We start from the raw sequence: 25,128 nt of genomic DNA on the forward strand, positions 1-25,128 counted from the left end.
TGCCGACCCAGCGGTCACACGAGCCCCGGAGGATACCCCGTGACGCCTCCGCCGTCGACGATCGATACGCAGTCGTCCCACTCGACGGATTCCGCGGTCGTCTCACTCGATCGATCGGTGATCCTCGAGCCGGGAGCGCGACGTGATCGGCTGTCAATCCACACGCCACCTATTCTACCGCGATTTTCGTTTCCGTCACTTTCACTCCCGCCTTCGCGTCGGCTTGGTCGCGGTATCGATCGTCGATTTCCTGGGCGATTACCTCGTCGGTTCGGTCCCCGACTGCGCCGGAGAGCGGTGTGGCGAACATGAGTTCGAGTGCCACCCCGATCGGTTCGATCGCCTCGTCGAACGAGGTCCTGATTTCGATGGTTTCGATATCGTCGTCGAACTCGTCCTCCAACCGATGTTTGAGGCGCTCGAGGAGCTGCTGATCGATCGACTCGATCACGACCGCGTGCGTTCTGAGTCTGGACACGTGTGGGTTGGCCCCATCGGCCCCTATTAACCTCCTCCTTGCAACCATCACTCCGCTGTGCTCTGCCCGTCCCCGTTGTGCGAGTTCTGGATACATCGAGTCCCCCCTGTGCACCCTCCCTGTACGCGATCTACAATGACCTGTTCTCCCCGACGCCGCGTGAGATGGCCTCTCCCTCGAGCGTCGTTCGAGTCCGAGTACATTCATCGCTGTTACCGGAAAGCTACTTTTCGAGACTCGTGGGAAATTTCTCCGGACCGTCATTCCAATGATACCATCGATAACTGACAATCATACGCGAAGCACCAACCGGCGTCGGTTCCTGAAAGCCGCCGGGGCGACCGGTGTAGCCGGTTTCGCGGGCTGTCTGGCCAGTGGGTCGGAGAAAACACCCCCGGAAAACGAGACGGAGGGCGACGGCACCGTGCACGGTGACAGTGAGCGGCCACCGTCTGCAAGCACGATCACGCTCGGCGGTTCGATGAGCCTCTCCGGGGAAAACGCCGACCTCGGTCTGTTGTACCGGGACGCCTACGAGCTGACTATTAACCGGATCAACGAAGCGGGAGGCGTCGAGGCCGGAGACGGAAATACCTACACGCTGGATATGATCCTGCGGGACGACGAGAGCGACCCCTCGAGAAGCGAGGCCATCTACAGGGAACTCGTCGCCAAGGAAGACGTCGACTATCTACTCGGGCCCTACTCGAGTTCGGTGACGCTACCGGCGAGCGAGGTTGCGGCGGAGGCCCACCGACCGATGGTCTCCGGCGGCGGCGCAAGTCAGGAGATACACAGCCAGGACAACGAGTGGATTTTCAGCCTGTTACCGCTCGCTGACACGTACTCACATACCAGTATCGACATGGCGATGGCACAGTCGGAGCCACCGTCGTCAGCGGCGATTCTGGTCGAAAACGATCTCTTCAGCCAGAGCAGCGCGGAGGGTGACCGCCGGAAGCTCCGGTCGGCGGGGATCGACATCGTCGTCGACGAAACGTTTCCCAGCGAGACCTCGGACCTCTCGACGCTCCTCGAGCGGGTTCAGGAGAGCGACGCAGACGTCCTCATCCTGAACGCACACGAGGAGCACGCGATCATCGCGGCCGAGGGGATGGCGCGTCGGAACATCGACGTCGACATGGCGATGGCCACGGTCGGAGCCCTCACCGATTCCTTCAAGGAGCAGACGGGGGCGAACGGGGACTACTGGTACGGTCCATCGCCGTGGGCGAGCACCGTCGATTCCGAGGATGCCGTCTTCGGGTCGACGAGCGAGTTCATCTCGGCCGTCAACAGCGAGTACGGGTACGACCCCGACTATCACAGTGCGGCCGGCAGCGCCGTCGTCCAGACCTTCCAGCGCGCATTCGCGCAGGTCGACGAGGTCACACCAACGGCTGTGCGCGACGCCATTCGAACCGTCCAGTTCGACAGTCTCTACGGCCCGATCCAGTTCGACGACCAGCGCGTCATTCCGCGGGATATGGTCGTCTACCAGTGGCAACCCGACGTGGGCAAACAGATCGTCTGGCCGGAAGGGGTCCGCGAGTCCGACCCCATCTATCCGACGCCAAACTGGAACGAACGATAGAATTTCCACGGCGACAGCTTTCGGTACCGGGTCAGTACTCCGTCCCCCGCTCGGGTCCGTTGTGGTCGGATCACCCCTTCTCTCGGCTTGGATCGATGCCGGCGAACTCGCGCGACTCTCGGCGCTCTACTCGCACTCTCGCCCGACGCACTCCGAGACGCACTGGCGAGAATTCGGTTCGGCAGCGTGGCTCGAGGACTGAAGACGAGGAGAAGATCAGTCGAGTGTGACGTGCTGGCAGTTGCCCTCCAACCGAACGGTCGGGGACTCTTCCGCCCCGCCTTCGATCCACACTTCGATTCCTTCCCAGTTCCCGTCGGAACACCCGTTGTTGGGACCGCTGAATTCCGGCCACGGCCGTTCGAATCGGTTCCCGTCAACCGTTGTGATCACGTCGTGCGGGTCGGCCGACGCGGGAAACGTCGCGTCCTCGTGGGCTTCGTTGTCGTCGGAGAGGGTATACTCGCGTTCGAATACGACCGTTCCGTCTTCCGCTTCGACCGTAACTGTCGTCTCACGGGCGACCTCGCGGTCGCTGAGATACACGCTCACCGTGTGTGCGGGTTTTCCCGACGCATTGACGGCGCTACACCCTGCAAGCCCGCCGATTCCACCCGCCGCGATCAATCCGAGAACGGTGCGTCTGGAGGGGGCGCGAGACATGCTCAGTACCTGACACTCCAATGAAATGAACCTTCGGGTCGAGTTTCAACGGCCGGTTCGGGACGTCGGTCTCTCCACTTCGAAACCGACACGACGTCTTCGCTGGCTCAGTACCCTTGCCCCTCCGGCACGATCGTCACCGGAACAGACGCCCGGCGTGTGACTCCTTCCGCAACGCTTCCGAGCAACACCCGCGAGACGCCGGCTTTCCCGTCGCTTCCCATAACGATCGCGTCGATATCCCCGTTCCTCACGTATTCGAGGATCGCATTCGCCGCCCCGCTCCCTTCGACGACGGCCGTCTCGACCGGTCGATCGTACTCGTCGGCCGTCCGCCGAACGTCGTCGAAGAACGCAGGTTCGAGGTCTCCGGACGCGACGCCGCCGTAGCTCGCCTCGAGGTCGTCCACTACGGAGAGTACCGTCACGCGATCGGCGGGAACCCACTCGAGGGCGTACTCGAGCGCCGCTCGAGCCGGTCCGGACTCGTCCATCGGGACCAGGATGTGTCGTGGGATGACAGAGACTACGAGTCCAACTGTGGAAAATGCTCGGTCGTTCGAATCATAGCAGTCGGTGCACGTCGGTCCGTTCCCGAATTCGTCGGGCGTCGTACTCCGTCTGCGTAGTGGGCACATCGACATCGCATTCAGGCACGGAGAGTCACGGAGAAAGCCCCACCCTTCGAAGCAGGAAGGGCGTCAACCATCCACGATTCGTACACCCAGTAGGCCACCTCCAACGAGCCCCAGATACAGGACGTTTGTGAATGTAGTGATGTCTATCCAGACGAGGTAGCACCCATAGCCCCCGCCAATGATGAGAAGGACGGCTGCTGACGCGGGAATTCCCTGCTGTCGCCGTTGATACGCTTCGTTCACTCCATAGGCTAGTATCGCGGCTTGAACAAGGATCCGAAGTGCGAATTCCGCTCGTTCACTCCCTATACGTAGTGAACCGAGTACGAGCGTGCAGACGACGACCCCGAGGCCTATTTTCACAGCCGACTTCGAACGTTTCGCTAATCCATCTGCCATTCCCAGTAGCTATATTTGCGGCGAATTTCTTATTAAAACATAGTGTGATCGGCTCCGCTCAGTTCAACGGTCGACGTCGGGACCCTGAAACGCTTCCGACGACGGTACGAGAGAGGATAGTTACCGAAACGTATCAGGCTTCGAGCGGAAACCGTCCTGACTGTACATACACGGTTCGATGATACTATGGTCGGGCTGAATAGACGAATTGTTCTCGTCTGGACTGTATATCTCCTCGTTATTTCTGCCCTCATGTACGGCTCGCTGCGAGTCCTGCAATCGTCCGTTGACCCGGTTTCACCGACCGTGATTATCGTCGTCCCCGGGGTTAGTTTCGTCATCGGGCTCGCCTATCTGTTGCTTCAGTACCGATCCTGGGACGTTGTGATGCAGGACGAGGAACTCCGCCTCCAGCGCGGCGTCCTCCGAACGAAACAGACGTTCATCCCCTACAAGCAGATACAGCATATCGACGTCGAGGCACGGCCGCTCGAGCGAGTGTTCGGACTGTCCCGCCTCGTCGTCTACACCGCCGGTGCGCCACGTTCGGATCTGGTCGTCCCCGGGCTCGACTCGAGTGATGCGCTCGTTCTTCAGGAGCGATTATCGTGAGAGATCGGACGATGACTGACGCCTCGAGACTCCACGTGAGGTCGATCGTCTGCCGTGCGATGGACGACGTGAGTCTATCAGTCGTCCTGGTAACGGGCGTTTTGTTCGTGTATCAGGACGGGGTTCGCAATCTTCGCTATCTGCTCCCGTTTGTACTCCTCTATTTCCTCGCAGCGGCACTGTGGGAAAGCCTCTACTGGTCTCGATTTACCTATCACGTGACGGACGAAGACGAGATCAGCATCCGCTCCGGCGTGTTTCGCCGTCGTCATCGGACGGTTCCGTTCGATCGAATCGAACACGTACGGCTGCTGGAGTCTCCCGCGAGCCGACTGTTCGGCGTCACCGGAATACACTGCGAAACTGCCGGAACGCGTGACAAAAGTGAGGTCGAACTTCGATACGTCTCTCCGGAGACGGCAAGTAGGCTACGGAACACGCTCGAGTCGAGGCGTCTCGCTCGTTCACACGCGTCTCGGTCGGACGAAACGCGGTTATACGATCTCGCACCCTGCCGGTTAGCGGCGTACAGCCTGCTCAGAATTCACTACGCACCGGTTATCTTCGCGGTCGGAACCGTCGTTTCGATTGCGATCCTTCCGTTCGAGGCGACGGCCTCGCTCGATGTTCTGATCGTCACGTCCGTCCGGTCCGTTCTCCCCGTCGGCTTCGGATCGTCAAAGTGGGGCGGACTGATCGTTCTCGCGACCATCGCCGGATGGGGCGTCGGTGCCGCCCGGTCGGCGATCAGACTGTACGATTTTCGACTCACGCGTGACGACGACACGCTGTACCGACGTCACGGACTCCTCACTCGAGTCGAAGCGGAGATTCCGATCGATAACGTCCAGATCGTCCGATGTAGTGACAACCCGCTCTTTCGAGCCCTCGGGCAGACGGAACTCGAAATCCAGACGGCGGGTGGAAGTGAGATTATGCCGTTCGACTCGAAGACGACGCTCGTTCCGCTAGCGCCTCGAGCGGACGCCGAAGAAATTGCGCGACTGGTTCTCCCGTTCGACTTCGACGAGACGGCGACCGTCCCGAAATATGCACGGAGGAGATATCTCGTCCGGTATCTGCTGGCCGGGCTGCTCGCCGCCTCTGCGACGGTCCTCGGTCGGGACTATGCCGCTGCGCTCGCCTCTATTCCGCTTGCGGCGTCCGTTATTCCGGTACTGGTAGCTCTCGTCGCGGCGCACGTTCGTTGGTCCAATATCTCGTATGCCTTCGGGACAGACCACCTTCGAGTGTGTAACGGCTTCTGGCGACGGCGGGAGTATATCTTGCCCTATCGAAACGTACAGCGGTACACTGTCTCCCAGACCGTACTGCAACGCCGTCACGGACTCTCGACGTTGCGGGTCGAAACGGCTGCCTTTCCACTTTCGATCGGTGCGAGTATCCCCGACGTGGATACTGAAACAGCGATGGAGTTCGGTGATCGGTTACGGCGACATCTCTGATCTTCGATCTGCCCTCGCTTACGTCGCTGCTCTCTGCATCCGTCGTATCCCTTCTGGGCCCGACTCTCACTCTGAACGAATGCTACTGCATAACGAGACGGCTCCTCGAGCCCTCGAACGACCCGTGGTCGCGATGAACGAACGAGGGCCCGAGTGGAAAATAAAATGCTGGCGCCGAGTCACTCGAGATGATTGTCTCCGAGCGCGACCTCGAGTCGCTCGCGGTCCGTACGTAATTCCTCGAGTTCGGCTTCGACGCGGCCGTCTGTCAGCCGCTCGCGTTCGGCGTGCGTAAGCCGATCGAGGGTCTGCGCTGCAGTCTGCAGGCGGTCGTACTCGGGGTCTGTCGCGAGCAGTCGAACCTCGCGTAGCGCTGCGACGGTGTCCTCGTCGGCGACGCGGTCGACGAACGGGCGATACTCCCGCGCCCTGGTGCGGAGTGCGCCGGCGGGCTCCGGCGGCCAGTCGATCGTCAGCGGTTCGGGGCCGATGCCGTCGAGATACGTCTGCTGGGTCGCGACGACGCGCTTGAGTTCGTCCGCGCTATCCACGTAGTGGGAGAGCTTCGACCGGGAGTACTCGGCGTACTCGAGCAGTTCTGGGATCGTGTACTCGCCCGCTGAATTGGTTCGGACGTACGTCATCAGATCCGGCGGCGGCAGTCCGTAGTTCACGAACGGGTACCATCGGCTCCGCTCGAGCAGGTCGAACACCTCGCGTGCGGAGGCCTCGAGCCGGTACGCGTCGAACGCGTCGCGGATCGCCTCGTCGTAGATTTCGATGGGCTCTCGAAGGCGTTCGACCGGCGCGTCAAGGTCGGCGTTCGCGAGTTCGAGCAGCCGTTCGCGCTCGGCGATTTCGTCCGCGAGCGTCCGCAGTCGCTTGCTCGCGGCTGTCCGCGCGTCCGCCAGTTCCTCGCGAGCGGCGTCGCGTTCGTCGAGCAGGTCCGCACACCGTGCTGCGGGCTCGAGGGCCTCGCGTGCTCGGTCGAAGTCGGACTCGCTGAGCCGGCGCTTGTCGATCGCATCCAATGCGTCCTCGAACGCCTCGTACTCGACGAGGTCGTCGGGCAGATTCGTGACGAGCGTATCGAACCGTCCCTCGAGTTCGACGTAGGCCTGGAAGGTTTCCCGGCCGGTCCCGGTCGCGCGGTCGACGTACTCCTCTAACAGCTTCGTCGCGTCACGGTAGGCGTTCGCAGTTTCCTCGACCGACCCGTCACCGCGATCTTCGATCCGCCGTTCGGCTGTCTCGAGGCGCTTCCGGGCTGCTTCGAGCGATTCGAGCGGGCTGTGCGTCTCGTCGGTCCCGGCTCCGCTGTCGGAGCCGACGTCCGTCAGGTGGGCGCGATCGCTCATCCTATTCGTAGACGGCGTTCGGGTCGAACACTTCTTCGCCGACGATCTCACCGTCGATCGTCCGGTAGAAACACGATCGGTGACCGGTGTGACACGCCCCGCCCTCCTGGTCGACCAGATAGAGGAGCGTGTCGGCGTCGCAGTCGACTCGAACCTCCTCGACCGCCTGGACGTGGCCGCTCGTCGCCCCTTTCTTCCAGAGTTCGTCCCGACTCCGTGAGTAGTAGTGGGCCCGCCCGGTCTCGCGCGTTCGCTCGAGCGCTTTCGGGGAGACGTACGCGAGCATCAACACCTCGCCGGTATCGGCGTCCTGTGCCACGGCTGGGACGAGTCCGTCCTCGCCGAAGTCGACCGAAACCTCGTCGTCCATAGTCGAGATATTGTTCGTCCGAGCGATAGGTCTTTTGCCGCGGCCAGGACTCCGAGAATCGGCGTTCGAACCACGTCGCGGTCACGCGGCTGTCGTTCGGGTATGGGGACCGTGTTTCCGTGATCGGTGTCGTCGCGCTTCCAGCGTCTTTCTCCCGTTCCAGCAATAGTTCGCCAGAGTGACGAGGGCGATCGAGGTCGGCCGGTGTTACGGACCGCGGTACGGATCTGGCACGTTCCGCACCTCTATCCGGGAGTGACCACCAACGATGACAAATCGCGTTTGCATCGGGACGGCTCGCCGATTCTCGAAATGACCCGTGAGGGTACAACCAGCCGGAACCGTGCGGTCCGGCCAGCTCCGGCGATATCTTCAATACCGTGTCTCGGTCCGTAATCCGGTTCAATCGATCACGAGAGGACCTCGTCGTAGCGGTCGCCGATCAGACCGATCCGACGCCGACGAACGGAACCCCCTTGTACTGGGGGCGGAATGAATTCTCCATGAGCGAGCGAACGGCAACGGTCACGCGTGAGACAGCCGAGACGTCGATCGAGTGTACGCTCAAGATCGACGGAAGCGGTGCGGCGACGATCGACACGGGGATCGGGTTCTTCGACCACATGTTGACGTCGTTCGCCAAACACGGGCTGTTCGACCTCGAGATCGAATGTGACGGCGACCTGGAGATCGACGACCATCACACGGTCGAGGACGTGGCGATCGTCCTCGGCGAGGCGTTCGACGACGCGCTCGGCGATCGGTCGGGGATCGTCCGATACGCTGATCGACGCGTTCCGCTCGACGAAGCCGTCGCAAGCGCGGTCGTCGATGTGAGTGGACGGCCGCGCTGTTACTTCGATGGACGGTTCTCCCAGGAGTCGATCGGCGAATTCACCAGCGACATGGCGCGTCACTTCGGCGAATCGCTCGCGATGAACACCGGCCTAACGCTCCACCTCGAAGTCACCGGCGAGAACGCCCACCACGAGGTCGAGGCCCTGTTCAAGGCGCTCACGCGGTGTCTCGACGACGCGACGCGAATCGACGACAGGCGGGAGGGAACGCCGAGTACGAAAGGCACCCTCTGACCGCCGACGTGACCCACGGAGGACATCTCCCGTAGTCGCGTCTAGAACGTTCGGAACGAACGAGACGTGCACGCATCGTTACGGCCTACGGCCTGACGAGCATCTCTCGCTCCTCGACGAACTCCCCGGTTTCGACTGCGTGGTCGATAATGGCCTCGACCTCGTGACCCTCGAGATCGTAGGCTCCTGCCGCCAGCTCCTCGACAGCGCTTCGTTGCATCGGAAAATGGCGGTTGCGAAGGAGCCGAACGACCTTGCTGTAGGCTCCTGGGGTAGGGTTCGACGGCCCCACCGCCGCTGTAGATGCACTCGAATCGACCCCGTCGTCGGCCGACGATTCGGTCCTCGAACCTGTAGTGCCACCAGAACCGGGCTCGCACTCGTCCACCGTGACCGAGTCGCATTCGGTGCGTTCGAACGTGATTCCGTCCTCGAGTACCGTCTCTGCGGACGATTCCGTCCCGGAGTCGGAATTCGTCTCGACTTCGGATCCAGTACTGCCTGTCGGCTCCGAGCCGGTTGCGTTCGAACTCGGTGTTCGACGACGCTTCTCCGTGGATTCGTTCGCCGTCGCGACGACCGCTCCTGTCTTCTCGTTACTTCCGTTTTCCGTCGACTCACCTTGTCGGCCTTCGGTGCGGGATTCGACGTCGACGTCGACGCCGGCGCGAGCGATCAGCGGCTCGATCAGCGCCTCAAGTCGCTCCCTGCAGTCGGGACAGAGGACGACGCGGCGCTGTTCGGCCTCTGTCGGCTCGAGCACCGGCGGAACGATCTCGAACGTACCCGCAGCGTCGGCACCACAGAAATCACAGCTCCGGAGTTCGCGCATAGTATCGCCTCTTTCGCGGAGCGTAAAAATCATCTGTCAACTCACACTACGAGAAAATGGCTCGACGCCGGCTGGCCAGCGGTGTCGAGAGAGTGATTCAATCGATACGAGGAATACGAGGAGGATCACCGAACATTATACTGCAGCGTCCGTAGACCCGATATCGAATGTTCGACGAGATCATGGAGAAATTCAAGGGGTCGCCGAGCCAGCAGGCCGTCATTCGCCTGCTGCTAGAGCGGGGCTTCTCGGTCAACGACGAGGGCAGGGTCGTCTCGGGCGGTATCGAGATTCCGAACACCGGAATCGCCCGCGAGATCGGCGTCGATCGCCGAGTCGTCGACTCGACCACCGACGTCATCCTCAAGGATCCCGAACTGCGCCGTATTTTTCAGAACATCTCGCAAGTGCCGAGCCTGATGGATCTGGCTCCCGTCCTCGACCTGACGGTGCTATCGATCGCCGTCGACGACGCCGAACGAGAAGGGATCGTCGCCGCGATCACGGGGACGCTCGCCGACCATGGAATCTCGATTCGCCAGACCATCAGCGAAGATCCGGAGTTTACCGACGAACCGCGGTTGTACCTGATTACGGACGAGGACTTGCCGGGCGAGGCGATTACCGCGATTCGCGACCTCGAGTTCGTCCGGAAGATCGAACTTCAGTGAGGACGATACGGGTCACTCGTCGCCGGTCGACTCGCCGTCGCTGTCGATATCGACAGTCTCCGCGAACTCCTCAAGGACCGACGCGAGGGCGCTCGTCAGTTCTTCGAATCGCTCGATCGACATGTCATCCGTCGTCACCCAGACACCGTGAGGGCCGCGAATCGCCCGCGAGAGAAAGCCGTTCTCGAACATTCGAATCGTCGCCTGGTACTCGCCGAGTTGCGTGTTCCGGTAGGCCGACTGCGAGTGGAATCCCAGTCGCTCGTGGTCGGCGAACCCGACGAGATCCGCGGTCTGTTCGAGGTCCGAGCGGAGGTACAGTTGCTCGACGTCGTCCTCGGTGAAGTAGGTGATACTGCGTAGTTCGTCGCCTACCGTCGTCCGGCAGACGCTGTATAGTTCGTCCGCGAGTTCGGAATCGATGCTCTCGCCGTCCATATATGCATCCACGACACGGAATAATAATAGCGTAGGGGTCCCTGCGGCTCCGTTTCCGTTTCGCTCGGCGACCGGAGCCGGGACATGACGATACCCGGCGACCGACGGCCTCTTTTCGCGGGCCAACGTATCGTCCGCCCATGGACGGCGTCGAAACGCCGGACGCGTGGAACATGCGAGGTGGCCGGCCGTGAGCGGCGCATACCGTACCGTGGCTGAACCCGCGACCGCCGAATTCGTCGTCCAAGGGTCGGAGTTCATCGGTCACGTCCGACCGGTCGATTCCGTCTCGGCGGCTGACGAGTTCGTCGACGCCGTTCGGGCCGAGTACGCCGACGCCACTCACAACGTCCCCGCGTATCGCGTGCGCACCGACGCCGACGGCGACTTCCTGCGCGAGTACGCGAGCGACGAGGGCGAACCCTCCGGCTCAGCCGGCAAGCCAGCGTTGAACGTCCTCACCAAGCGGAATCTCGAGAACTGCGCGGTCGTCGTGACCCGCTACTACGGCGGCACGAATCTCGGCATCGGTGGCCTCGTTCGGGCCTACTCTCGAGCGGTCAAAGAGGCCGTCGAGCGAGCGGGCATCGTGGAGGAACGACCGCACGAGCAGGTATCGATCACCGTCGAATACAACGACTCGGGCACCGTGCGCTCTATTCTGGAGAGCGAGGGGTACGAGTTCGACGCTGACTACGCGGCCACCGTCGCCTTCGACGTTCGCGTCCCAGTCGCCGAGGGCGACGCGCTCCGCGACCGTCTTCGAAGCGCGACGAGCGGCCGGGTCGACCTCGAGTAGCCCCTCCGAACGATGCTGGGCTCGAGACGTGTCGTCGACCGTGGGTCGGCGGACCGTTACAGGGAAACGCGTTTCTACCGTGAGACGGGCGTCATGGACCCGCCCACGAGCGTGCCAACACGTAGCCACCGAACGCGAGTCGAAATGCCGAATCACGAGTATCGATGAATTTACAATCGACGTGTGATAGTGTGATTCGTTCGACACAAATAACTCGGACAGGCGCAATCGTCATTGATTGACCCCGAAGGACTATTCGATCGGTTCGTCTGTAACGACGCCCAGAAAGTTCGGTCGACGGGAGGGGTTTGACCTGAAACGGTGGGGTGCAGGGGTCATCGATATACGGCAGTCACTCGTATGCCGAATATGGACCGGAACGTCTGTGGGTTCGACCGCCTCGGCCGTACCGTCCCCGCAACGATGTTGCTGCTGGTCGGCTATCGGAACCGAGACCGGACGGGCCGGCACGCTTGCATTCGTCGGGGGTAGCGACCTTCTCGTGACCGCAATCATCCAGCGGTGCCCGATAAACGCACTGGTGAGACTCGACACGTGCGGAGCGGACCGGTAGCAGTGCCGCGGACGGCGCGACAGGGTCACCGCTCCAAGACGGAACGCGTGACCGCGCGGGCAGTGACGTCCTCGTTCGCGGTCCCGCGGTCACTCGCCGGTCTCGTAGGGAACTGCGTCGCCGTCGACCGGCGGGGCACCGATCGCGATGACGGAAACGGGATCGTTGGCGTCGGCGGGATTGTACGCTCGGTGGGGCGCTTCCGGCGAGGCCGCGAACATCGATCCTTCCGCCACCTCGAACTCACCGTCCGGAGTCTCGACGCGCAACGTTCCCGAGCAGACGACGAACGCCTCCTCCTGGGTTTCGTGGTAGTGGTAGGCGAGCGGCAGCTGTTCTCCCGGCGCCGCGGCGAACCGGTTGATCGCAACGCTATCCAACCCGGCCGCCTCGCTCAATCGGCGGAGATCGCAGGGTCGATCGGCGACGGGCTCGAGATCCTCCGGGTCGGTGACTGAATATGTCATGCGAGCCGTTCGCACGGAACTCGCAAAAGTCCGTCGACGCCCGGCGAGGCGATACCTGAGCTGTCGGCCGCACGCGGACGCAGACGGCGGACGGCGCTATCAAACCGGCCTCACGTCGTCCGGAACGCCCGGTCGCCGGCGTCACCGAGGCCGGGAACGATGAAGCCGTCGTCGTCGAGATGGTCGTCGATCGACACCGTCAGCAGATCCGCCTCGGGACACGACTCGCCGACCCGGAGCAGCCCCTCCGGCGCCGACAGCGCCGAGAGAACGATTAGATTCTCGGGCTGCGTGGCGGTCTCGACGACGTGCTCGAGGACAGTACACATCGTACTCCCCGTCGCGAGCATGGGATCGGCGACGATGACCGTGTCCTCTTCGTGTATCTCGGGCAGTTTCACGTAGTCGACGGTGATGGGGAACGATCCGTCTTCGTCGCGACCCGCTTCCTCGTCGCGGCTCGCGCTGATGACGCCCTGGCGAGCCCGGGGAAACGCTTTCAACAGCCCCTCGACGAACGGCGTCGCAGCGCGCAAGACGTTGATGATCACGACGTCGTCGAGGCCGCGGACGCGCTCGCCCATGGTCGTCTCGAGCGGGGTTTCGATCTCGACGTATTCGGTTTCCATCCGGCCGTCGATGATCTCGTAGCCGCAGATCCGGCCGAGTTTGACCAGTCCCTTCCGAAAACTGACTTGCTCGGTCTCGACGTCGCGAAGCCGCGAGAGCGTGTCCTTCGCCAATGCGTGGGTAACGAGATAGGCGTTGTCCCGGTCTTCGATCGGCATATTCGTATGGCCACCCGCCGGGTAGTTCACAGTGTCGATCAGGTGCGAGCACGGTCGCGCGCCTCGAGGTCGGCTGCCCGATCAGGAGTCGAAATGCGAAATTGTGCTCGCTAAGTCAATATTACCGATCGGCGAGTCGCGCACCGGGACGATTTTGCCCTTCGCTATCGGATCACGGACACGGCCTCCAGTCGTCAGAAACGGACGTAACGGTGGACCCGGTTTAATCGGTCGATCGGTGTATCCCCCGTTGCCCGATCACGGGTGAAGTACCACGGGGGCACGCCCCGTGGCTTCACCGTGTTGGCGGCAGGCCCAGAAACGGGCCATATGGCCGCAGGCGAGTTTAATTCCCCTCGGACTTCCCGAGATGGGTCATCTGGAATTCACACCCGAACACGCGGTGTGTCCGTGAGGGTCGGCCGCTCCACCACGGCCCGATGGCGTCCGTCGCACCACGCCGAAGACGTGGCTGGTGAGAGAGCCACATTCCTCCGCAACTGTGCACAGTTGCGACGAATTAAGATCTTTAATTCACACAACTGTATCTTTAAACACGTTATATAATATAATAAATGTTACATGATTCACTCTCGGATTAAAGCCCCGAGGCACTCTCGCTGTAATACTGTAGATACTCACGATGAGCCACCGGTTCCAACAGCAGCCACGGCAGGGACAGCCGACAGACCAGTACGGACAGCAGCCAACGCAGTCGATGGGTGGTCCGGGACAGCAGACGGGCGGGCAGCAGATGGCTGGGCAAGAGCAACCGATGACCGGCCGAAGACAGCGGATGGGCGGACCAGGACAGCAGATGGGCAGGCAGGAAATGCGGAGCCAGCAGTCATTCGAGGACCATCTCACCAACAAACTCCGGATCGCACTCGAGGACTTTACTGAGCTGGGCCACATCGCCGATTGGTGTGCAAAAACGTGCGCGGCGGAGGGGCTCTCGGCGCCCGCGCACATCACGCACGATATCGCGGAGCTCGCGGAACTCAACGCGAGCATGATCGCGCGCGATTCGATGTTCGGTCCCGAAGTCGCGGACGCGTTCATCCGGGTGGCAACCGAGAGCTTGCCCGAACTCCGGCAATACCAGCAACACCCACATATTTCGGAGACGATTTCTGCGATCGATCGAACGATCGACTCCTGTTCGACAGTCCTCGAGATGGTACATGGCGGACCGCAGATGGGTGGACAACAGCGGACTGACGAACAGCAGATTCCCACAGGGGGAATGGGAGGCGGACAGGAAGGCACGTACGGTCGCGGCCAGGGCAGCGGTCACGGAATGGGCAGCCAGTACTAAGCCACCGCGGTCCGTCGACGGCCCGTCCGTAACGGCCCGCTGAGTTCCGTCTGTGACGGTTCCGCCCATTTCCTGACGTGATCGTGTGTCAACCATCCCTGCGGGCGACGGCAGAGAAGTTTATACTCGTCCGTACGCTACCACACGGCCAGCCGAATGGAAGAGAGCATCTCGGGATTCAAGACTCGCGGTGACTGGGGCGACATCGTCGAACACGGCGAGCGGATCACACATGCACTGCAAGATGCCGGGGCTCACGACCTCGACCAAGGCGACGGTGCGCACTATGCGCAAGCATTTGAGGAGTGGGACGAGTGGCGGCCCAAGGCCCACGAAACCCTCAATTCCGACGTCAGTGAGAAGACCGCAGACCAGGCGAGTGTCGAGGAAGGCAAGGGCGAAAAGGCCGGGAAAGAGCCAGACGAAGACATCAAGACGGCCGGTGAAAAACTGTCCGAATCCTATGAGAAACTCGAGGAAGACGACGCGGAGGCGGCGGTCGGCACCTGGAAGGAGTCGATCGACTACGTCGCGCGGGCGGCCGACTCAGCGGGGCGCAAGGCCCTTCGCCGCGTTGAGGACACAGTCTATCAGAACGTGATGACCCAACTCGCGCCCTACTACTTCGACAACGAACTCGTCAGCGCAAACATTCAGCAGTCGGCGCGGAACGGCGGAAACGGTGAGCAGTTCGTCTTCGAAGTCAACGTCAACGACGACGGCCTCAAAGAGGACGTCTCCGACCTGCTCGCCGAATACGAAGACGAGATCGACCGCTGGCACGTCGAGGTGGAGAAGGACACGGACGCCGCCGAAGCCATCGAGGGGGCCGAGCCACCGCCGAAACCCGATGATAACTCCAGATCGACGACGAACTGACTGATTGCCCGTCAGTCGGCAGCCACCAGCCGCCCTTTGCAGCCGGCGGTCGGCACACACTTGTAGGATCAGGCAATAGGAAGCGAGTAGATGGTCGATCTCGCCACGCTCGGGACCTTCGCCGTGGCCGCGGTTGCGAGCCTCTTCATGGCCTGGGCGATCGGCGCCGGTTCGAGTGGTTCCACGCCGTTCGCACCGGCCGTTGGTGCGAACGCAATTTCAGTGATGCGAGCCGGGTTTCTCGTCGGATTGCTCGGCTTCAGCGGTGCGGTGCTCCAGGGGGCGAACGTCTCTGAAGCAGTCGGCACGGAGTTGATCGGCGGGGTCACGCTTTCGTCGATTGCCGCCATCCTGGCCCTCCTGATCGCGGCCGCCCTCGTGGCCATCGGTATCTTCACCGGATATCCGATCGCGACCGCGTTTACCGTGACCGGGGCCGTCATCGGCGTCGGCCTCGCGCTCGGCGGCGATCCGGCGTGGCCAAAGTACGCCGAAATTGCTACGCTGTGGCTGTTGACACCGTTCGTCGGCGGGGGAATCGCCTATGCGGTCGCCCGACTCCTCCGCGCCAAGTGGGTCTCGGAGACGTATTTCATCGTCTTGCTGGCCGGGCTCGTCGGCGCAATCGTCGGCAACATCAAATTCGCCCTCCTCGGCCCGCCGGGAGCCGGCGGCGCATCGATCGCCCAGGTTCTGAGCGAGTGGCTTCCCGGCACGGACACCGCTGGCCTCGTCGTCGCGACGCTCGTGATCGCGGCGATCTGGGCGGGCCTGATCGCATTCGATCTCGGAAAGGGGCTCGAGCGCGGCGAACGACATTTCCTGCTCGTCCTCGGTGGCCTGGTCGCCTTTTCCGCCGGCGGTAGTCAGGTCGGGCTGGCGATTGGCCCGTTGGTCCCCCTCTCGAGCGAGTTCGAGGTGCCGCTGTTCGCGATGCTCGTCGGCGGCGGGTTCGGTCTCCTGCTCGGTTCGTGGACTGGCGCACCGCGAATGATCAAGGCGATTTCGCAAGATTACTCCTCGCTGGGACCCCGTCGGTCGATCGCCGCACTCATTCCCTCGTTCATCATCGCACAGGCCGCGGTGTTTTACGGTATCCCGGTCTCGTTTAACGAGATTATCGTCAGCGCGATTATCGGCAGTGGGTACGCTGCGGCCGGCGCCGGCGGCGGAGTCAGCGCTCGGAAAATGGGGTACACCGTCCTCGCATGGATCGGCTCGCTGGCCGGCGCGATTATCGTCGCTTACGTGGTCTACTCTGCCATCGGTGCGATCGCTCTCTGATCCGGCCGATATCGAACGGTCTTTACACGACGGATTGTGAGTTCATCTATGGACGAGGACACCGTCGATTCCCCGAGACGTGGAGGTGGGGACGAGTCGGTCCAGTGGCGGCGGGACGCGAGTACGTCCCGGACCGTTCGACTCCTGTGGACGTTCGGCGTCGGTACATTCTTCGCCGCGATCGGGGTCGTCATCTGCTGGCGACTCTACCAGCTGGCCGGTGAGGCTGCCGGCGGACTCGGCCGGAACGTCGTCCTCGCGCTCATCGCAGCAGTCGCGGCGACGATCCTCGCGCTTGCCGTCGCAGCGGACACCGAACGACACCTCGAGCGCCTCATCGGTCCGCTCTCGAGAGACGTTCCGACGGGAACACGCTTAGATCGGGCGATGGATGCCGCGGTCGGCACGGTCGTGATGGGCGCTTTCATCAGCGTACTGATGGGAGTCGGGCGGTACGTCTCCCAGAACGAGCTCCTGGCAGTCGGTGCGGGCCCCTTCACCGGGTTCGCCGCGTTTTTGCTGCCACTCGCACTCGTCGCGCTCGGCCTGGCATCGTTCCTGCAGTCGGTCGGCACGCTCGACCGTTCGGAACGGGTGATCTACCTCTACGAGCCGAAACAACGAGTCGATCTGGCGGTGATCACCGACGTTTCGGTTCGACGTCTCGGCGACGCCGCCGTAATGAAACTCGGCTACGCACAGCCCGACGGGCAATACGTTCAAGGACCGCGGAGAATCGTCGTTCCACCCGAAATCGCACGCGACGTCGCGTCGCTCGTCGATTCGAACGGCTGACCGGTCACGTATCGTTTTCGTCGATTTCGAGGGCTTCGGGTCCGGCCTCCACGTCGGGTTCGGGTTCCTCGTCGACGACCTCGAGTTTCCGGAGGCGGGCTTTCATGATTCGGGTGTTCTCGACCGTTTCGACGGTGATGCGGACGCCGTCGTAGGTGATCTCCTCACCCTCCTCTACGAGACGTCCCGCGCGATTGAAGATGAAGCCGGCGATGGTCTCGAACTCCTGGCCCTCCGGGAGATCGATCTCGAGCGCCTCGTTGACGTCTTCGATGTTGACCTCGCCCCGGACGAGAACGGTGTCCGCATCGATCTCCTCGATCGGCTGTTCCTCGCCGCCTTCGAGGATCTCGCCGACGATTTCCTCGATCATGTCCTCCATCGTCACGAGCCCCTCCGTGGTGCCGAACTCGTCGATGACGATCGCCATATGCATCCGATTTTCGCGCATCTCGGAGAGGAGTTCGTCGACGTTCTTCGACTCGGGAACGTGTAGCGTCGGCTGGATCAGATCGCCGAGCTCGAGTCCGTCGTCGCCAGTTTCGCCGTAGTTGAGGTCCCGGACGAGGTCGCGGATGTGGACGACGCCCTGAACGTTGTCGAGGCTCCCTTCGTAGACCGGGACGCGAGCGTGGCTGCTCTGAATGCAGGTCTCGATCGCTTCGTCGATTTCGGCGTCTTTCGGGACAGCCGTCATGTCCAGTCGCGGCGTCATGACCTCCTTGACGATCGTGTTGTTGAACCGGAAGATACGCTGGAGCATCTCGTGTTCTTCTTCCTCCAGGACGCCCTCGCGCTCGCCGGATTCGATCATTTCCTGGATCTCGTCCCGGGTAACGTACGGTGTCTCGATCGCCCCCGTGGAGCCGGTGAGACGGTTGATCTGCCGCGTGAGGTAATCGAAGAGAACGACGAGCGGATACATTACCCGCTCTGCGGCCTTCAACGGCCCTGCAACGCGGATCGACCAGGACTCGGTATTTTCGACGGCGTAGGACTTCGGCGCGCTCTCGCCGAACAGGAGGACGATGGCGGTGATCCCGAACGTGGCGAACAGAACGGCCGTCAGACCGCCGAAGTAGAGCGCGAGGATCGCCGTCGCGATCGACGACATCGCGATGTTGACGATGTTGTTCCCGACGAGGATCGTCACGAGCAACCGGTGTGGATCGGCCTTCAGGGCCTTCACGCGTTCCGCACCTGGGATCCCGTCCTCGGCCATCCCCTCGACACGATGTTTCGGGATCGAAAACAGCGCGATTTCCGACGACGAGAAGAACGCTGACAGACCCACGAGTACGACGAGGGCGAACACGCCGAGGACCGTCACCACCGACTGGTTGATCTCGAGTCCCACCACCGGGATCTCGTACAGGGCCAACATAATGTCGAGGGGTGGAGACAACGCCATTGATATACTGGGTTATAGCTGGATCGGTTAACAGTTTCCCATTTGAGTATCAGTGACAGTGATCACCGCATCCGATCGATGACGACAATCATTTCCGAACACGACCGCACGGGCTCTCATCGCCGGGCCCGACCGGTCACGGCCATCGTCGCCGCCGACGACACGGTTTTCCGCTCGTTTCCCCAACGCTCGAGTATGAGCGCGACCGCCGAGCCACCGATCACGTTCTACCGACTGCAGGGCTGTCCGTTCTGCGAGCGGGTCGCCCGGCTGCTGTCCGAGTACGACCTCGACTATCGATCGCGGTTCGTCGAACCAATGCACTCCGATCGAAACGTCGTCAAACGCGTCGCCGGGGTCCGGACCGTTCCCGTCGTCGTCGACGAGAATATCGGTGTCACGATGGCCGAAAGCGCAAACATCGTCAGCTATCTCGAGTCGACATACGGCGAGGGAGAACACCCCGATCGGGCCGCGGCGGATGCGGGAGGTGACGACTGATGCCCGACTTCGAAGTCGTCGAACTTGGCCCGACCGACCATCCCGAACCCGGCGACGAGGCGCCGGAATTCACCCGACCGTTCGTCACCACCGAGTTCTGGGAGGACCGAACGCTCTCGAACCTCGTCCGTGACACCGACGGACCGACGATCCTCGTCTTCACTCCGATGACGGGTTCGTTCCTCGCGAAATACGTCTGGGACGAACTCGCGGATCGAAACTGGAACGAGGGCTCGGCCCAGATCGTCGGCGTCACGGCGTCGACTCCCTACGGCATCAAACGATTCCTCGCGGACAACGACTATCCGTTCCGGTTCGTCAGCGATCCGAGCAACGAGGTCGCGGCGACGTACGACGTCGCACACGACTTAGACGGGATGACAGGGGTCAGCGAACCCCGCATCGCGTTCTTCGCACTCGACAGCGATCGCACGGTCCAGGGCGCGTGGGTCGCGACCGACTGGCCAGAGTTCCCCGACTACGACGACCTTGAGTCGGAACTCGGACTCGCGTGAGGTACGTCCCGATCCGAACACCCGACAGCTTTTTGCGCAAGATCCGCCGAGTTCGAACCGAATGAGCGAACTCGACCGCGCGGCGGATGCGATCGAATCCGGGTCCCTCGTCGTCTACCCGACCGAGACGGTCTACGGGCTCGGTGCGGCGGCACTCGATCCCGACGCCGTCGATCGCGTCTTCGAGGTGAAAGGGCGTGACCGATCGAAGCCGATCTCGTTCGCAGTGCCGTCGGTCCCGTCGGCGCTTCCGTACGTTCGTACGTCGGATCGAGAACGACGGTTCATGGCGACGTTTCTCCCGGGACCCGTGACGGTCCTCTGTCGTCGACGCGACACCGTCCCGGACGAACTCACTGCGGGCCGCGACCGCGTCGGTGTCCGCGTCCCGGATCACGACCTCGCACTCGCGCTCTGTGAGCGCGCCGGAACGCCGATCACTGCGACGAGCGCGAACGTCAGCGGCCGCGAGAGCGCCCGGGACCTCGCGGACCTCGACCCCGAGGTTCGTGAGGCGGCCGCGGTCGTCCTCGACGGTGGCGAAACCCCCGGCAGCGAAAGCACCGTCGTCGACGTCTCGACGGGGGTAATCCACCGGCGCGGCGCACTGGCCAACGAGATCGAGGGCTGGCTCGAGCGTCACTAGAACTCCGGGTTGGGGCGATTAGCGCTTCAGGAGCGATCGCAACGTTCTCGTTTTCACGCCGCAGTCGGCCGCGAACTCGCACGGCTCGCACTTCGAGCGCTTCGTCGTCCGGGCCGGCGGCCCATTTAGTTCTCGGACGACACGAAGGGCGCGTCGATACTGCGCGTTCCGCCGAGTCGTCAGCTCGAGCGATCGAATCACGCCGTAGGCCGGATACTCGAGCCAGGCCCGCTCGATCCGGACCCTGTGCTGCCATGCCAGCGCCTTCGCGGCCGCGACCGCGTGGACCGACTGGGACTCCCAGACCCCGGTATCGGGCGGCTGACCGGCCGAAATCAGGACTGGCTCGAGCGGGTCCGCAAGGACCTTGTGGACGCTCCCCCGACAGTGGCGGCCGACTGCGAACACTGCCCGGTCGTCGGGATCGCACAGTCGTTCCCAGTGCTCTGCAGCCTCGAGTCGCCGCCGGGTGGACGCCAGTCGTTCGCGATACCGAACCGCGGAGACGGCGATCGGCTCGCGCTCGAGGTCGTCTAACGAGGCCTCGAGCAACTCCTCGTACCGGGTCGCGAGCGCTCGAATCGACTCGACCTCGGGCGGCGGCTCGCGGGCCTCGTCCGGCAGGGTCCGCTGATAGTAGCACTTCCGCGGACAGTAGGCGGCGGTCCGGAGATCGCTGAACGAGACGAGCGTGTGGGTCACGAACCGTCTGGCCGCTCCTTCGTATAAGAAGTCTCGCTCGGCGATCGACGGAACGCGTTACTAAGCGTTACTGAGAAACCGAGTGGACGCACGGCGTATTCCGTTCGAAATAGGGATCCCCAGCACACACCTCGGCGGAGGCGCGTCCGCAGTGGACGCATTCTCGGTGGACACTCGTCCGCAGTAGGTGCATCCACAGTACAAGCAATCGAACCGAGCGCGAGCGGAGCGAGTGCTCGGCCTTTTTTCATCGAACTTTTTTGACCGGGTTCGAGCGAACGCAGTGAGCGAGGACCCGGTCAAAAAAGTTCGTTAGAAGTCCACGTCCGTTTCCATCCCCTCGGTCGCGTCCTCGAGTCCGTCCTCGCGGAGATCGGACGCCATCCGCTCCGAGAGTTCCGCGTCCGCGAGGATGCTGTCGAACTCGTCGCGATAGCGATCGTTCGCCGACCGAGACTGATCTTCCGCTCTGGCGACGCGGCGGTACCGACGGATCTTTGCCTCGCTGACGTCGTACTCGTCCGCCAGCGTCTCGTCGTCCTCCTCGCGGTCGCGAATGGCCGCGAGATCCACCTCATCCGCGTCGTCGTCGCCCACGAGGTGTAACGACATTCGCGCCTCGAAGACGTCGTCCGCGTCGACCCCGATCCCCCCTGCAATCGCGTCGTCGGTCCGGCCATCGTAGAACCCCCTGGCGACCGTGATCAATTCGTCGTCGGTTAGGTCCGTGTCGAACGCGTAGCGCTCGCGCATCTGCTGGACGACGCTCTCGAGGCGTTCCTCGTCTGTTCGCTCGTCGCGTTCGAGGGAGCCGCGGGTGTTCTCCTGGGATTCGGTAATCGTTTCCTCGCCATCGGTGACGGACGTGAAGATATCCCGAAGTTCCTCGGTTTTATCGTTCATGGGTGGACACTCCCGATGGGTGGCTATTTAAGCCTGTTGCCAGCCCAAGTTGGGAGTTGACGGTCGAACATAATCAACTGTTAAAAACTCAAAATAGATTTATAATTTTCGCAAGACGGCGTGGGGGAAAGCCAATGAGCAGTGTGGCAAGAATTAAGTTAGAGCCCTGCCCCTCATTGGATATGCAAACCGTAGCACAGTCGAACGTAGCGAGGGAGACGTACTGGGGGATCACCAGCGTCGAGTACGCAGTGTTTTACCTCCTCGCGTCGATCACCATCGCCGTCCTCCTCTACGGCGTTTATCGGCGGTTCGCCCGCTATGCCGAAGGGGACGACGATTCGTTCGCTCGTCTCGACAACCTTCCGGATCGAATCGTGAGTAGCGCCAAGATAGTGCTCTCGAACGAGAAACAGTTCAACAGGGACCTCTACGGCGGTCTGATGCACTCGTTTATTATGTGGGGGTTCTTGACGCTACTTATTGCGACGACTATCATTGCAGTTGATCAGTATGCCGTCCAGAAAATACTGCACACGACGTTCTGGGAGGGTGACTTCTACCTCGCCTACTCGTTCGTCGTCGACGCCATGGGGCTGCTGTTCGTCGTCGGCATCGGAATGGCGATGTACCGCCGCTACTGGGTCCGCAACCACCGACTCTGGGATCGACATACCTCCGTCGAGGACGACCTCTTCATCTGGACGCTGTTTGCACTCGGGGCCGGCGGCTTCCTGCTCGAGGGACTGCGTGTCTACAGCGCCGGCATCCCGGACCACGAGGTCGTCAGCTTCGTCGCCTACGGGATGGCACTCGGCTTCGAAGCGGTCGGACTCCCGACGTTGGGCCCCGAACAGGCCGGGCTCAACGGCGCCGGATTCAACGTCGAGAATCTGCACTGGCTCGCCTGGTGGACCCACTCGCTGATCGCATTCTTCTTCATCGCGTGGGTTCCCTACGCCAAGCCGTTCCACATGATCTCCTCGTTCGCGAACGTCGTCACCAGGGACGAGAAAGCAGGCCAGCGCCTGCCCAACGTTCCCTCGGATCTCGACGCGACCAACGCCGAGTCTATCGACGACTTCACCTGGAAGGAACTGCTCGACCAGGACGCCTGTACCAAGTGCGGTCGCTGTTCCTCGGTCTGTCCCGCCAAGGCCTCCGACCGCCCGCTCGATCCGCGAAACGTCATCCTCGACCTGAAATCCTACCGCGAGGACCTCGACGCGGGTGGCAACGAACAGCCGATCATCGCCGACGGCGGCACGAGCGTCATCAACACGGAGACGATGGAATCGTGTATGGCCTGCATGGCCTGCATGGACGCCTGTCCCGTCGAGATCGAGCACCTCAAGAGCTTCACCCGGCTCAACCGCCAGATGACCGACCAGGGAGACATCAACTCGAGCATGCAGGACGTCTTCCAGAACGTCATGCAAAACGGCAACACGTTCGGCGACTCGCCCCGAAACCGGGGCGACTGGACGGAGGAGCTCGATTTCGACGTCGCCGACGCTCGCGAAGACGAAGTCGACTACCTCTGGTACGTCGGGGACTTCCCGAGCTACGACGAGCGCAACAAGCAGGTCGCCCGCTCGCTTGCGACCATTCTGAAAGCGGCCGACGTCAGCTTCGGCATCCTCTTCGACGACGAGAAGTTCGACGGGAACGACATCCGCCGCGTCGGCGAGGAGTTCCTCTACATCGAACTCGCCGGCCACCACGTCGAAACCTGGGAGGACTGCGAGTTCGACACAATCGTCTGTACCGACCCCCACTCGTATAACACGTTCAAGAACGAGTATCCGGAGGTCGACTTCGAGGAATTCTCAGACGACCCGATGATGCCTTTCGAGTACGACGAGCAGTGGAACGCAGACGGTGACATCGACGTCCTCCACTGGACCCAGGCCGTCGAGGAACTCGTCACCGACGGCAGACTCGACCTCACCGGCACCGAACTCGACTACACGGTCACCTACCACGATCCGTGTCACCTCGGCCGATACAACGACGAGTACGAGGCGCCGCGCGAACTCATCACAGCCACGGGCTGTACGCTCGACGAGATGCCCCGCAACCGCAGCAATTCCTTCTGCTGTGGTGGCGGCGGTGGCGGCCTCTGGATGGACTTCGAAGAGGAACCCAAACCGAGCGAAGAGCGGATTCGGGAGGCGCTCGAGGACACCGACGCCGGCAGCAGGGTCGAAAAGTTCGTCGTCGCCTGTCCGATGTGTATGACGATGTACGAGGACGGCCGCAAGACCGGCGGCTTCGAGGAGAAAATCGAAATCGTCGACGTCGCCGAACTCATCGTGGAAGCGATCGGGGAGGAAGACAAAGCGAAGGTCGAAGTCGCGGCCAACTAACGACGCGCCCGGTTCGGTGGGGTGGCGGCTGTTTTGAACTCGATTTTCTTCAGGCGGAACGGATCGAGCGCATCGAAGGGCACGCCCCGGAGCGATTCACAGCCCATACCCGTCGACCGGAACCGACCGTGCTCTCGTCCGACGTGGTGTCACGCGTGTGCCGATCGCTACCCGCTCTCGCTACGAGAGATGAGATCGTCGATTTCGTCCTCGTCGATGAGGTCTCCGGGCTCGGATGACTCGCAAAGCAACTCATCGATGTCCTCGTCAGAGAGTTCGTCCCACTCGTTGCGGAGCGACTCGATAAATTCGGAGCGAGACTCGTAGACGGTATCGACCAGTCGCTCGAGCAGTTCCTGTTCGGTTACTATGTGACCGGTCTCGGACTCGATTTCGGTCTGTAAGTCCTGCAAGCGACCTTTTGTCCGATTGTCTATTTTTACCGATTCAATCATACTCGGTATAATGATTCTTCGGTTGTAAAACTTTTCATGCCGAGATATCGATACAAAGGTGGCGGCAACACCATCTCTGACGGTTCGGATGACTTCGATCACGACCGGAGAT

Annotated in this window: 27 protein-coding genes and 1 pseudogene; 15 read left to right on the top strand and 13 right to left on the bottom strand. The window is 62.1% G+C overall.

The window, feature by feature from the left end; all coding sequences use genetic code 11:
• Positions 1 to 169: 169 nt before the first annotated feature.
• The gene (locus NJU76_RS07440; RefSeq protein WP_254532135.1) at positions 170 to 478 is read right to left on the bottom strand and encodes a hypothetical protein; all 309 of its coding nucleotides are present in this window, start codon (positions 476 to 478) and stop codon (positions 170 to 172) included.
• A gap of 268 nt (positions 479 to 746) precedes the next feature.
• Between NJU76_RS07440 and NJU76_RS07445 the strand changes: the two genes are divergently transcribed.
• Positions 747 to 2,072 (top strand): ABC transporter substrate-binding protein, encoded by a 1,326-nt coding sequence (locus NJU76_RS07445; protein WP_254532136.1) that lies wholly within the window; start codon positions 747 to 749, stop codon positions 2,070 to 2,072.
• A 216-nt stretch (positions 2,073 to 2,288) separates the two neighbouring features.
• On the opposite strand, the gene NJU76_RS07450 is transcribed toward NJU76_RS07445, so the two are convergent.
• Entirely contained in the window at positions 2,289 to 2,735 is a 447-nt protein-coding gene (locus NJU76_RS07450; RefSeq protein WP_254532137.1) for a hypothetical protein, read from the bottom strand.
• Positions 2,736 to 2,842: 107 nt separating this feature from the next.
• Complete coding sequence (locus NJU76_RS07455) at positions 2,843 to 3,253, bottom strand: universal stress protein (RefSeq protein WP_254532429.1); 411 nt, start codon at positions 3,251 to 3,253, stop codon at positions 2,843 to 2,845.
• Between the two features lie 705 nt (positions 3,254 to 3,958).
• On the opposite strand from NJU76_RS07455, the gene NJU76_RS07460 reads away from it, so the two are divergent.
• Positions 3,959 to 4,384, top strand: coding sequence for a PH domain-containing protein (locus tag NJU76_RS07460; RefSeq protein ID WP_254532138.1), 426 nt, complete (start codon positions 3,959 to 3,961; stop codon positions 4,382 to 4,384).
• 11 nt (positions 4,385 to 4,395) lie between these two features.
• Entirely contained in the window at positions 4,396 to 5,850 is a 1,455-nt protein-coding gene (locus NJU76_RS07465; protein WP_254532139.1) for a PH domain-containing protein, read from the top strand.
• A 179-nt stretch (positions 5,851 to 6,029) separates the two neighbouring features.
• Here the strand turns inward: NJU76_RS07465 and NJU76_RS07470 are convergent, their stop codons facing one another.
• Positions 6,030 to 7,208 carry a DUF7118 family protein gene (locus NJU76_RS07470; RefSeq protein ID WP_254532140.1) on the bottom strand — a complete coding sequence of 393 codons (1,179 nt, stop codon included), beginning with the start codon at positions 7,206 to 7,208 and terminating at the stop codon, positions 6,030 to 6,032.
• A 1-nt stretch (position 7,209) separates the two neighbouring features.
• Positions 7,210 to 7,578, bottom strand: coding sequence for a phosphoribosyl-AMP cyclohydrolase (gene hisI / locus NJU76_RS07475; protein WP_254532141.1), 369 nt, complete (start codon positions 7,576 to 7,578; stop codon positions 7,210 to 7,212).
• Positions 7,579 to 8,081: 503 nt separating this feature from the next.
• Between hisI and hisB the strand changes: the two genes are divergently transcribed.
• On the top strand, positions 8,082 to 8,669 hold the full coding sequence (hisB, locus tag NJU76_RS07480; protein WP_254532142.1) for an imidazoleglycerol-phosphate dehydratase HisB: 588 nt from the start codon (positions 8,082 to 8,084) through the stop codon (positions 8,667 to 8,669).
• A gap of 85 nt (positions 8,670 to 8,754) precedes the next feature.
• Here the strand turns inward: hisB and NJU76_RS07485 are convergent, their stop codons facing one another.
• The gene (locus NJU76_RS07485; protein WP_254532143.1) at positions 8,755 to 9,501 is read right to left on the bottom strand and encodes a hypothetical protein; all 747 of its coding nucleotides are present in this window, start codon (positions 9,499 to 9,501) and stop codon (positions 8,755 to 8,757) included.
• Positions 9,502 to 9,668: 167 nt separating this feature from the next.
• Between NJU76_RS07485 and trpY the strand changes: the two genes are divergently transcribed.
• Complete coding sequence (trpY, locus tag NJU76_RS07490; protein ID WP_254532144.1) at positions 9,669 to 10,172, top strand: TrpY family transcription regulator; 504 nt, start codon at positions 9,669 to 9,671, stop codon at positions 10,170 to 10,172.
• Between the two features lie 12 nt (positions 10,173 to 10,184).
• Here trpY and NJU76_RS07495 read toward each other — a convergent pair whose 3' ends face one another.
• On the bottom strand, positions 10,185 to 10,610 hold the full coding sequence (locus tag NJU76_RS07495) for a DUF7522 family protein (protein ID WP_254532145.1): 426 nt from the start codon (positions 10,608 to 10,610) through the stop codon (positions 10,185 to 10,187).
• A gap of 190 nt (positions 10,611 to 10,800) precedes the next feature.
• Here NJU76_RS07495 and NJU76_RS07500 point away from each other — a divergent pair, with 190 nt between their 5' ends.
• Together NJU76_RS07500 and NJU76_RS07505 are read left to right on the top strand one after the other, a co-directional pair.
• A complete protein-coding gene (locus NJU76_RS07500; protein WP_254532146.1) occupies positions 10,801 to 11,409 on the top strand; it encodes an IMPACT family protein in 609 nt (202 codons plus the stop codon).
• 369 nt (positions 11,410 to 11,778) lie between these two features.
• Positions 11,779 to 11,983 (top strand): annotated as a pseudogene (locus NJU76_RS07505) (YgaP family membrane protein).
• Positions 11,984 to 12,072: 89 nt separating this feature from the next.
• Here NJU76_RS07505 and NJU76_RS07510 read toward each other — a convergent pair.
• The gene (locus tag NJU76_RS07510; RefSeq protein ID WP_254532147.1) at positions 12,073 to 12,450 is read right to left on the bottom strand and encodes a cupin domain-containing protein; all 378 of its coding nucleotides are present in this window, start codon (positions 12,448 to 12,450) and stop codon (positions 12,073 to 12,075) included.
• Positions 12,451 to 12,560: 110 nt separating this feature from the next.
• Positions 12,561 to 13,238 (bottom strand): uracil phosphoribosyltransferase, encoded by a 678-nt coding sequence (gene upp / locus NJU76_RS07515; protein WP_254532148.1) that lies wholly within the window; start codon positions 13,236 to 13,238, stop codon positions 12,561 to 12,563.
• A 643-nt stretch (positions 13,239 to 13,881) separates the two neighbouring features.
• Between upp and NJU76_RS07520 the strand changes: the two genes are divergently transcribed.
• The 4 genes from NJU76_RS07520 to NJU76_RS07535 all read left to right on the top strand — a co-directional run bounded on the left by NJU76_RS07520 (position 13,882) and on the right by NJU76_RS07535 (position 17,514).
• Positions 13,882 to 14,556 (top strand): hypothetical protein, encoded by a 675-nt coding sequence (locus tag NJU76_RS07520; RefSeq protein WP_340681230.1) that lies wholly within the window; start codon positions 13,882 to 13,884, stop codon positions 14,554 to 14,556.
• A 156-nt stretch (positions 14,557 to 14,712) separates the two neighbouring features.
• Positions 14,713 to 15,435, top strand: coding sequence for a DUF5828 family protein (locus tag NJU76_RS07525; protein ID WP_254532149.1), 723 nt, complete (start codon positions 14,713 to 14,715; stop codon positions 15,433 to 15,435).
• A gap of 90 nt (positions 15,436 to 15,525) precedes the next feature.
• Positions 15,526 to 16,719: an inorganic phosphate transporter gene (locus NJU76_RS07530; protein WP_254532150.1), complete on the top strand. Its 1,194-nt coding sequence runs from the start codon at positions 15,526 to 15,528 to the stop codon at positions 16,717 to 16,719.
• Between the two features lie 48 nt (positions 16,720 to 16,767).
• Entirely contained in the window at positions 16,768 to 17,514 is a 747-nt protein-coding gene (locus NJU76_RS07535; protein WP_254532151.1) for an LptF/LptG family permease, read from the top strand.
• 4 nt (positions 17,515 to 17,518) lie between these two features.
• Here the strand turns inward: NJU76_RS07535 and NJU76_RS07540 are convergent, their stop codons facing one another.
• Entirely contained in the window at positions 17,519 to 18,925 is a 1,407-nt protein-coding gene (locus tag NJU76_RS07540) for a hemolysin family protein (RefSeq protein ID WP_254532152.1), read from the bottom strand.
• Between the two features lie 195 nt (positions 18,926 to 19,120).
• Here NJU76_RS07540 and NJU76_RS07545 point away from each other — a divergent pair, with 195 nt between their 5' ends.
• The 3 genes from NJU76_RS07545 (at position 19,121) to NJU76_RS07555 (ending at position 20,587) form a co-directional block, all read left to right on the top strand.
• The gene (locus tag NJU76_RS07545) at positions 19,121 to 19,426 is read left to right on the top strand and encodes a glutathione S-transferase N-terminal domain-containing protein (RefSeq protein ID WP_254532432.1); all 306 of its coding nucleotides are present in this window, start codon (positions 19,121 to 19,123) and stop codon (positions 19,424 to 19,426) included.
• A complete protein-coding gene (locus tag NJU76_RS07550; RefSeq protein WP_254532153.1) occupies positions 19,426 to 19,941 on the top strand; it encodes a redoxin domain-containing protein in 516 nt (171 codons plus the stop codon). Before NJU76_RS07545 ends, NJU76_RS07550 begins: the two co-directional genes overlap by 1 nt.
• Before the next feature lie 61 nt (positions 19,942 to 20,002).
• Positions 20,003 to 20,587 carry an L-threonylcarbamoyladenylate synthase gene (locus tag NJU76_RS07555; RefSeq protein WP_254532154.1) on the top strand — a complete coding sequence of 195 codons (585 nt, stop codon included), beginning with the start codon at positions 20,003 to 20,005 and terminating at the stop codon, positions 20,585 to 20,587.
• Positions 20,588 to 20,605: 18 nt separating this feature from the next.
• On the opposite strand, the gene NJU76_RS07560 is transcribed toward NJU76_RS07555, so the two are convergent.
• Together NJU76_RS07560 and NJU76_RS07565 are read right to left on the bottom strand one after the other, a co-directional pair.
• The gene (locus tag NJU76_RS07560; protein WP_254532155.1) at positions 20,606 to 21,289 is read right to left on the bottom strand and encodes a hypothetical protein; all 684 of its coding nucleotides are present in this window, start codon (positions 21,287 to 21,289) and stop codon (positions 20,606 to 20,608) included.
• 312 nt (positions 21,290 to 21,601) lie between these two features.
• Positions 21,602 to 22,192, bottom strand: coding sequence for a conditioned medium-induced protein 4 (locus NJU76_RS07565; protein ID WP_254532156.1), 591 nt, complete (start codon positions 22,190 to 22,192; stop codon positions 21,602 to 21,604).
• Positions 22,193 to 22,374: 182 nt separating this feature from the next.
• Between NJU76_RS07565 and NJU76_RS07570 the strand changes: the two genes are divergently transcribed.
• A complete protein-coding gene (locus NJU76_RS07570) occupies positions 22,375 to 24,561 on the top strand; it encodes a (Fe-S)-binding protein (RefSeq protein WP_254532157.1) in 2,187 nt (728 codons plus the stop codon).
• A gap of 167 nt (positions 24,562 to 24,728) precedes the next feature.
• Here the strand turns inward: NJU76_RS07570 and NJU76_RS07575 are convergent, their stop codons facing one another.
• A complete protein-coding gene (locus NJU76_RS07575; protein ID WP_254532158.1) occupies positions 24,729 to 25,016 on the bottom strand; it encodes a hypothetical protein in 288 nt (95 codons plus the stop codon).
• Between the last annotated feature and the right edge of the window lie 112 nt (positions 25,017 to 25,128).

Origin of the sequence: Natrinema gelatinilyticum, from assembly GCF_024266705.1 — an archaeon.
Taxonomy (GTDB): Archaea; Halobacteriota; Halobacteria; order Halobacteriales; family Natrialbaceae; genus Natrinema; species Natrinema gelatinilyticum.

Coding starts and splice junctions, on each gene's coding strand:
- NJU76_RS07445 (WP_254532136.1), top strand. CDS start 747: ATGATACCATCGATAACTGACAATCATACGCGAAGCACCAACCGGCGT.
- NJU76_RS07450 (WP_254532137.1), bottom strand. CDS start 2,735: ATGTCTCGCGCCCCCTCCAGACGCACCGTTCTCGGATTGATCGCGGCG.
- NJU76_RS07460 (WP_254532138.1), top strand. CDS start 3,959: ATGGTCGGGCTGAATAGACGAATTGTTCTCGTCTGGACTGTATATCTC.
- NJU76_RS07465 (WP_254532139.1), top strand. CDS start 4,396: ATGACTGACGCCTCGAGACTCCACGTGAGGTCGATCGTCTGCCGTGCG.
- NJU76_RS07470 (WP_254532140.1), bottom strand. CDS start 7,208: ATGAGCGATCGCGCCCACCTGACGGACGTCGGCTCCGACAGCGGAGCC.
- hisI (WP_254532141.1), bottom strand. CDS start 7,578: ATGGACGACGAGGTTTCGGTCGACTTCGGCGAGGACGGACTCGTCCCA.
- hisB (WP_254532142.1), top strand. CDS start 8,082: ATGAGCGAGCGAACGGCAACGGTCACGCGTGAGACAGCCGAGACGTCG.
- NJU76_RS07485 (WP_254532143.1), bottom strand. CDS start 9,501: ATGCGCGAACTCCGGAGCTGTGATTTCTGTGGTGCCGACGCTGCGGGT.
- trpY (WP_254532144.1), top strand. CDS start 9,669: ATGTTCGACGAGATCATGGAGAAATTCAAGGGGTCGCCGAGCCAGCAG.
- NJU76_RS07495 (WP_254532145.1), bottom strand. CDS start 10,610: ATGGACGGCGAGAGCATCGATTCCGAACTCGCGGACGAACTATACAGC.
- NJU76_RS07510 (WP_254532147.1), bottom strand. CDS start 12,450: ATGACATATTCAGTCACCGACCCGGAGGATCTCGAGCCCGTCGCCGAT.
- upp (WP_254532148.1), bottom strand. CDS start 13,238: ATGCCGATCGAAGACCGGGACAACGCCTATCTCGTTACCCACGCATTG.
- NJU76_RS07520 (WP_340681230.1), top strand. CDS start 13,882: ATGAGCCACCGGTTCCAACAGCAGCCACGGCAGGGACAGCCGACAGAC.
- NJU76_RS07525 (WP_254532149.1), top strand. CDS start 14,713: ATGGAAGAGAGCATCTCGGGATTCAAGACTCGCGGTGACTGGGGCGAC.
- NJU76_RS07530 (WP_254532150.1), top strand. CDS start 15,526: ATGGTCGATCTCGCCACGCTCGGGACCTTCGCCGTGGCCGCGGTTGCG.
- NJU76_RS07535 (WP_254532151.1), top strand. CDS start 16,768: ATGGACGAGGACACCGTCGATTCCCCGAGACGTGGAGGTGGGGACGAG.
- NJU76_RS07540 (WP_254532152.1), bottom strand. CDS start 18,925: ATGGCGTTGTCTCCACCCCTCGACATTATGTTGGCCCTGTACGAGATC.
- NJU76_RS07545 (WP_254532432.1), top strand. CDS start 19,121: ATGAGCGCGACCGCCGAGCCACCGATCACGTTCTACCGACTGCAGGGC.
- NJU76_RS07550 (WP_254532153.1), top strand. CDS start 19,426: ATGCCCGACTTCGAAGTCGTCGAACTTGGCCCGACCGACCATCCCGAA.
- NJU76_RS07555 (WP_254532154.1), top strand. CDS start 20,003: ATGAGCGAACTCGACCGCGCGGCGGATGCGATCGAATCCGGGTCCCTC.
- NJU76_RS07565 (WP_254532156.1), bottom strand. CDS start 22,192: ATGAACGATAAAACCGAGGAACTTCGGGATATCTTCACGTCCGTCACC.
- NJU76_RS07570 (WP_254532157.1), top strand. CDS start 22,375: ATGCAAACCGTAGCACAGTCGAACGTAGCGAGGGAGACGTACTGGGGG.
- NJU76_RS07575 (WP_254532158.1), bottom strand. CDS start 25,016: ATGATTGAATCGGTAAAAATAGACAATCGGACAAAAGGTCGCTTGCAG.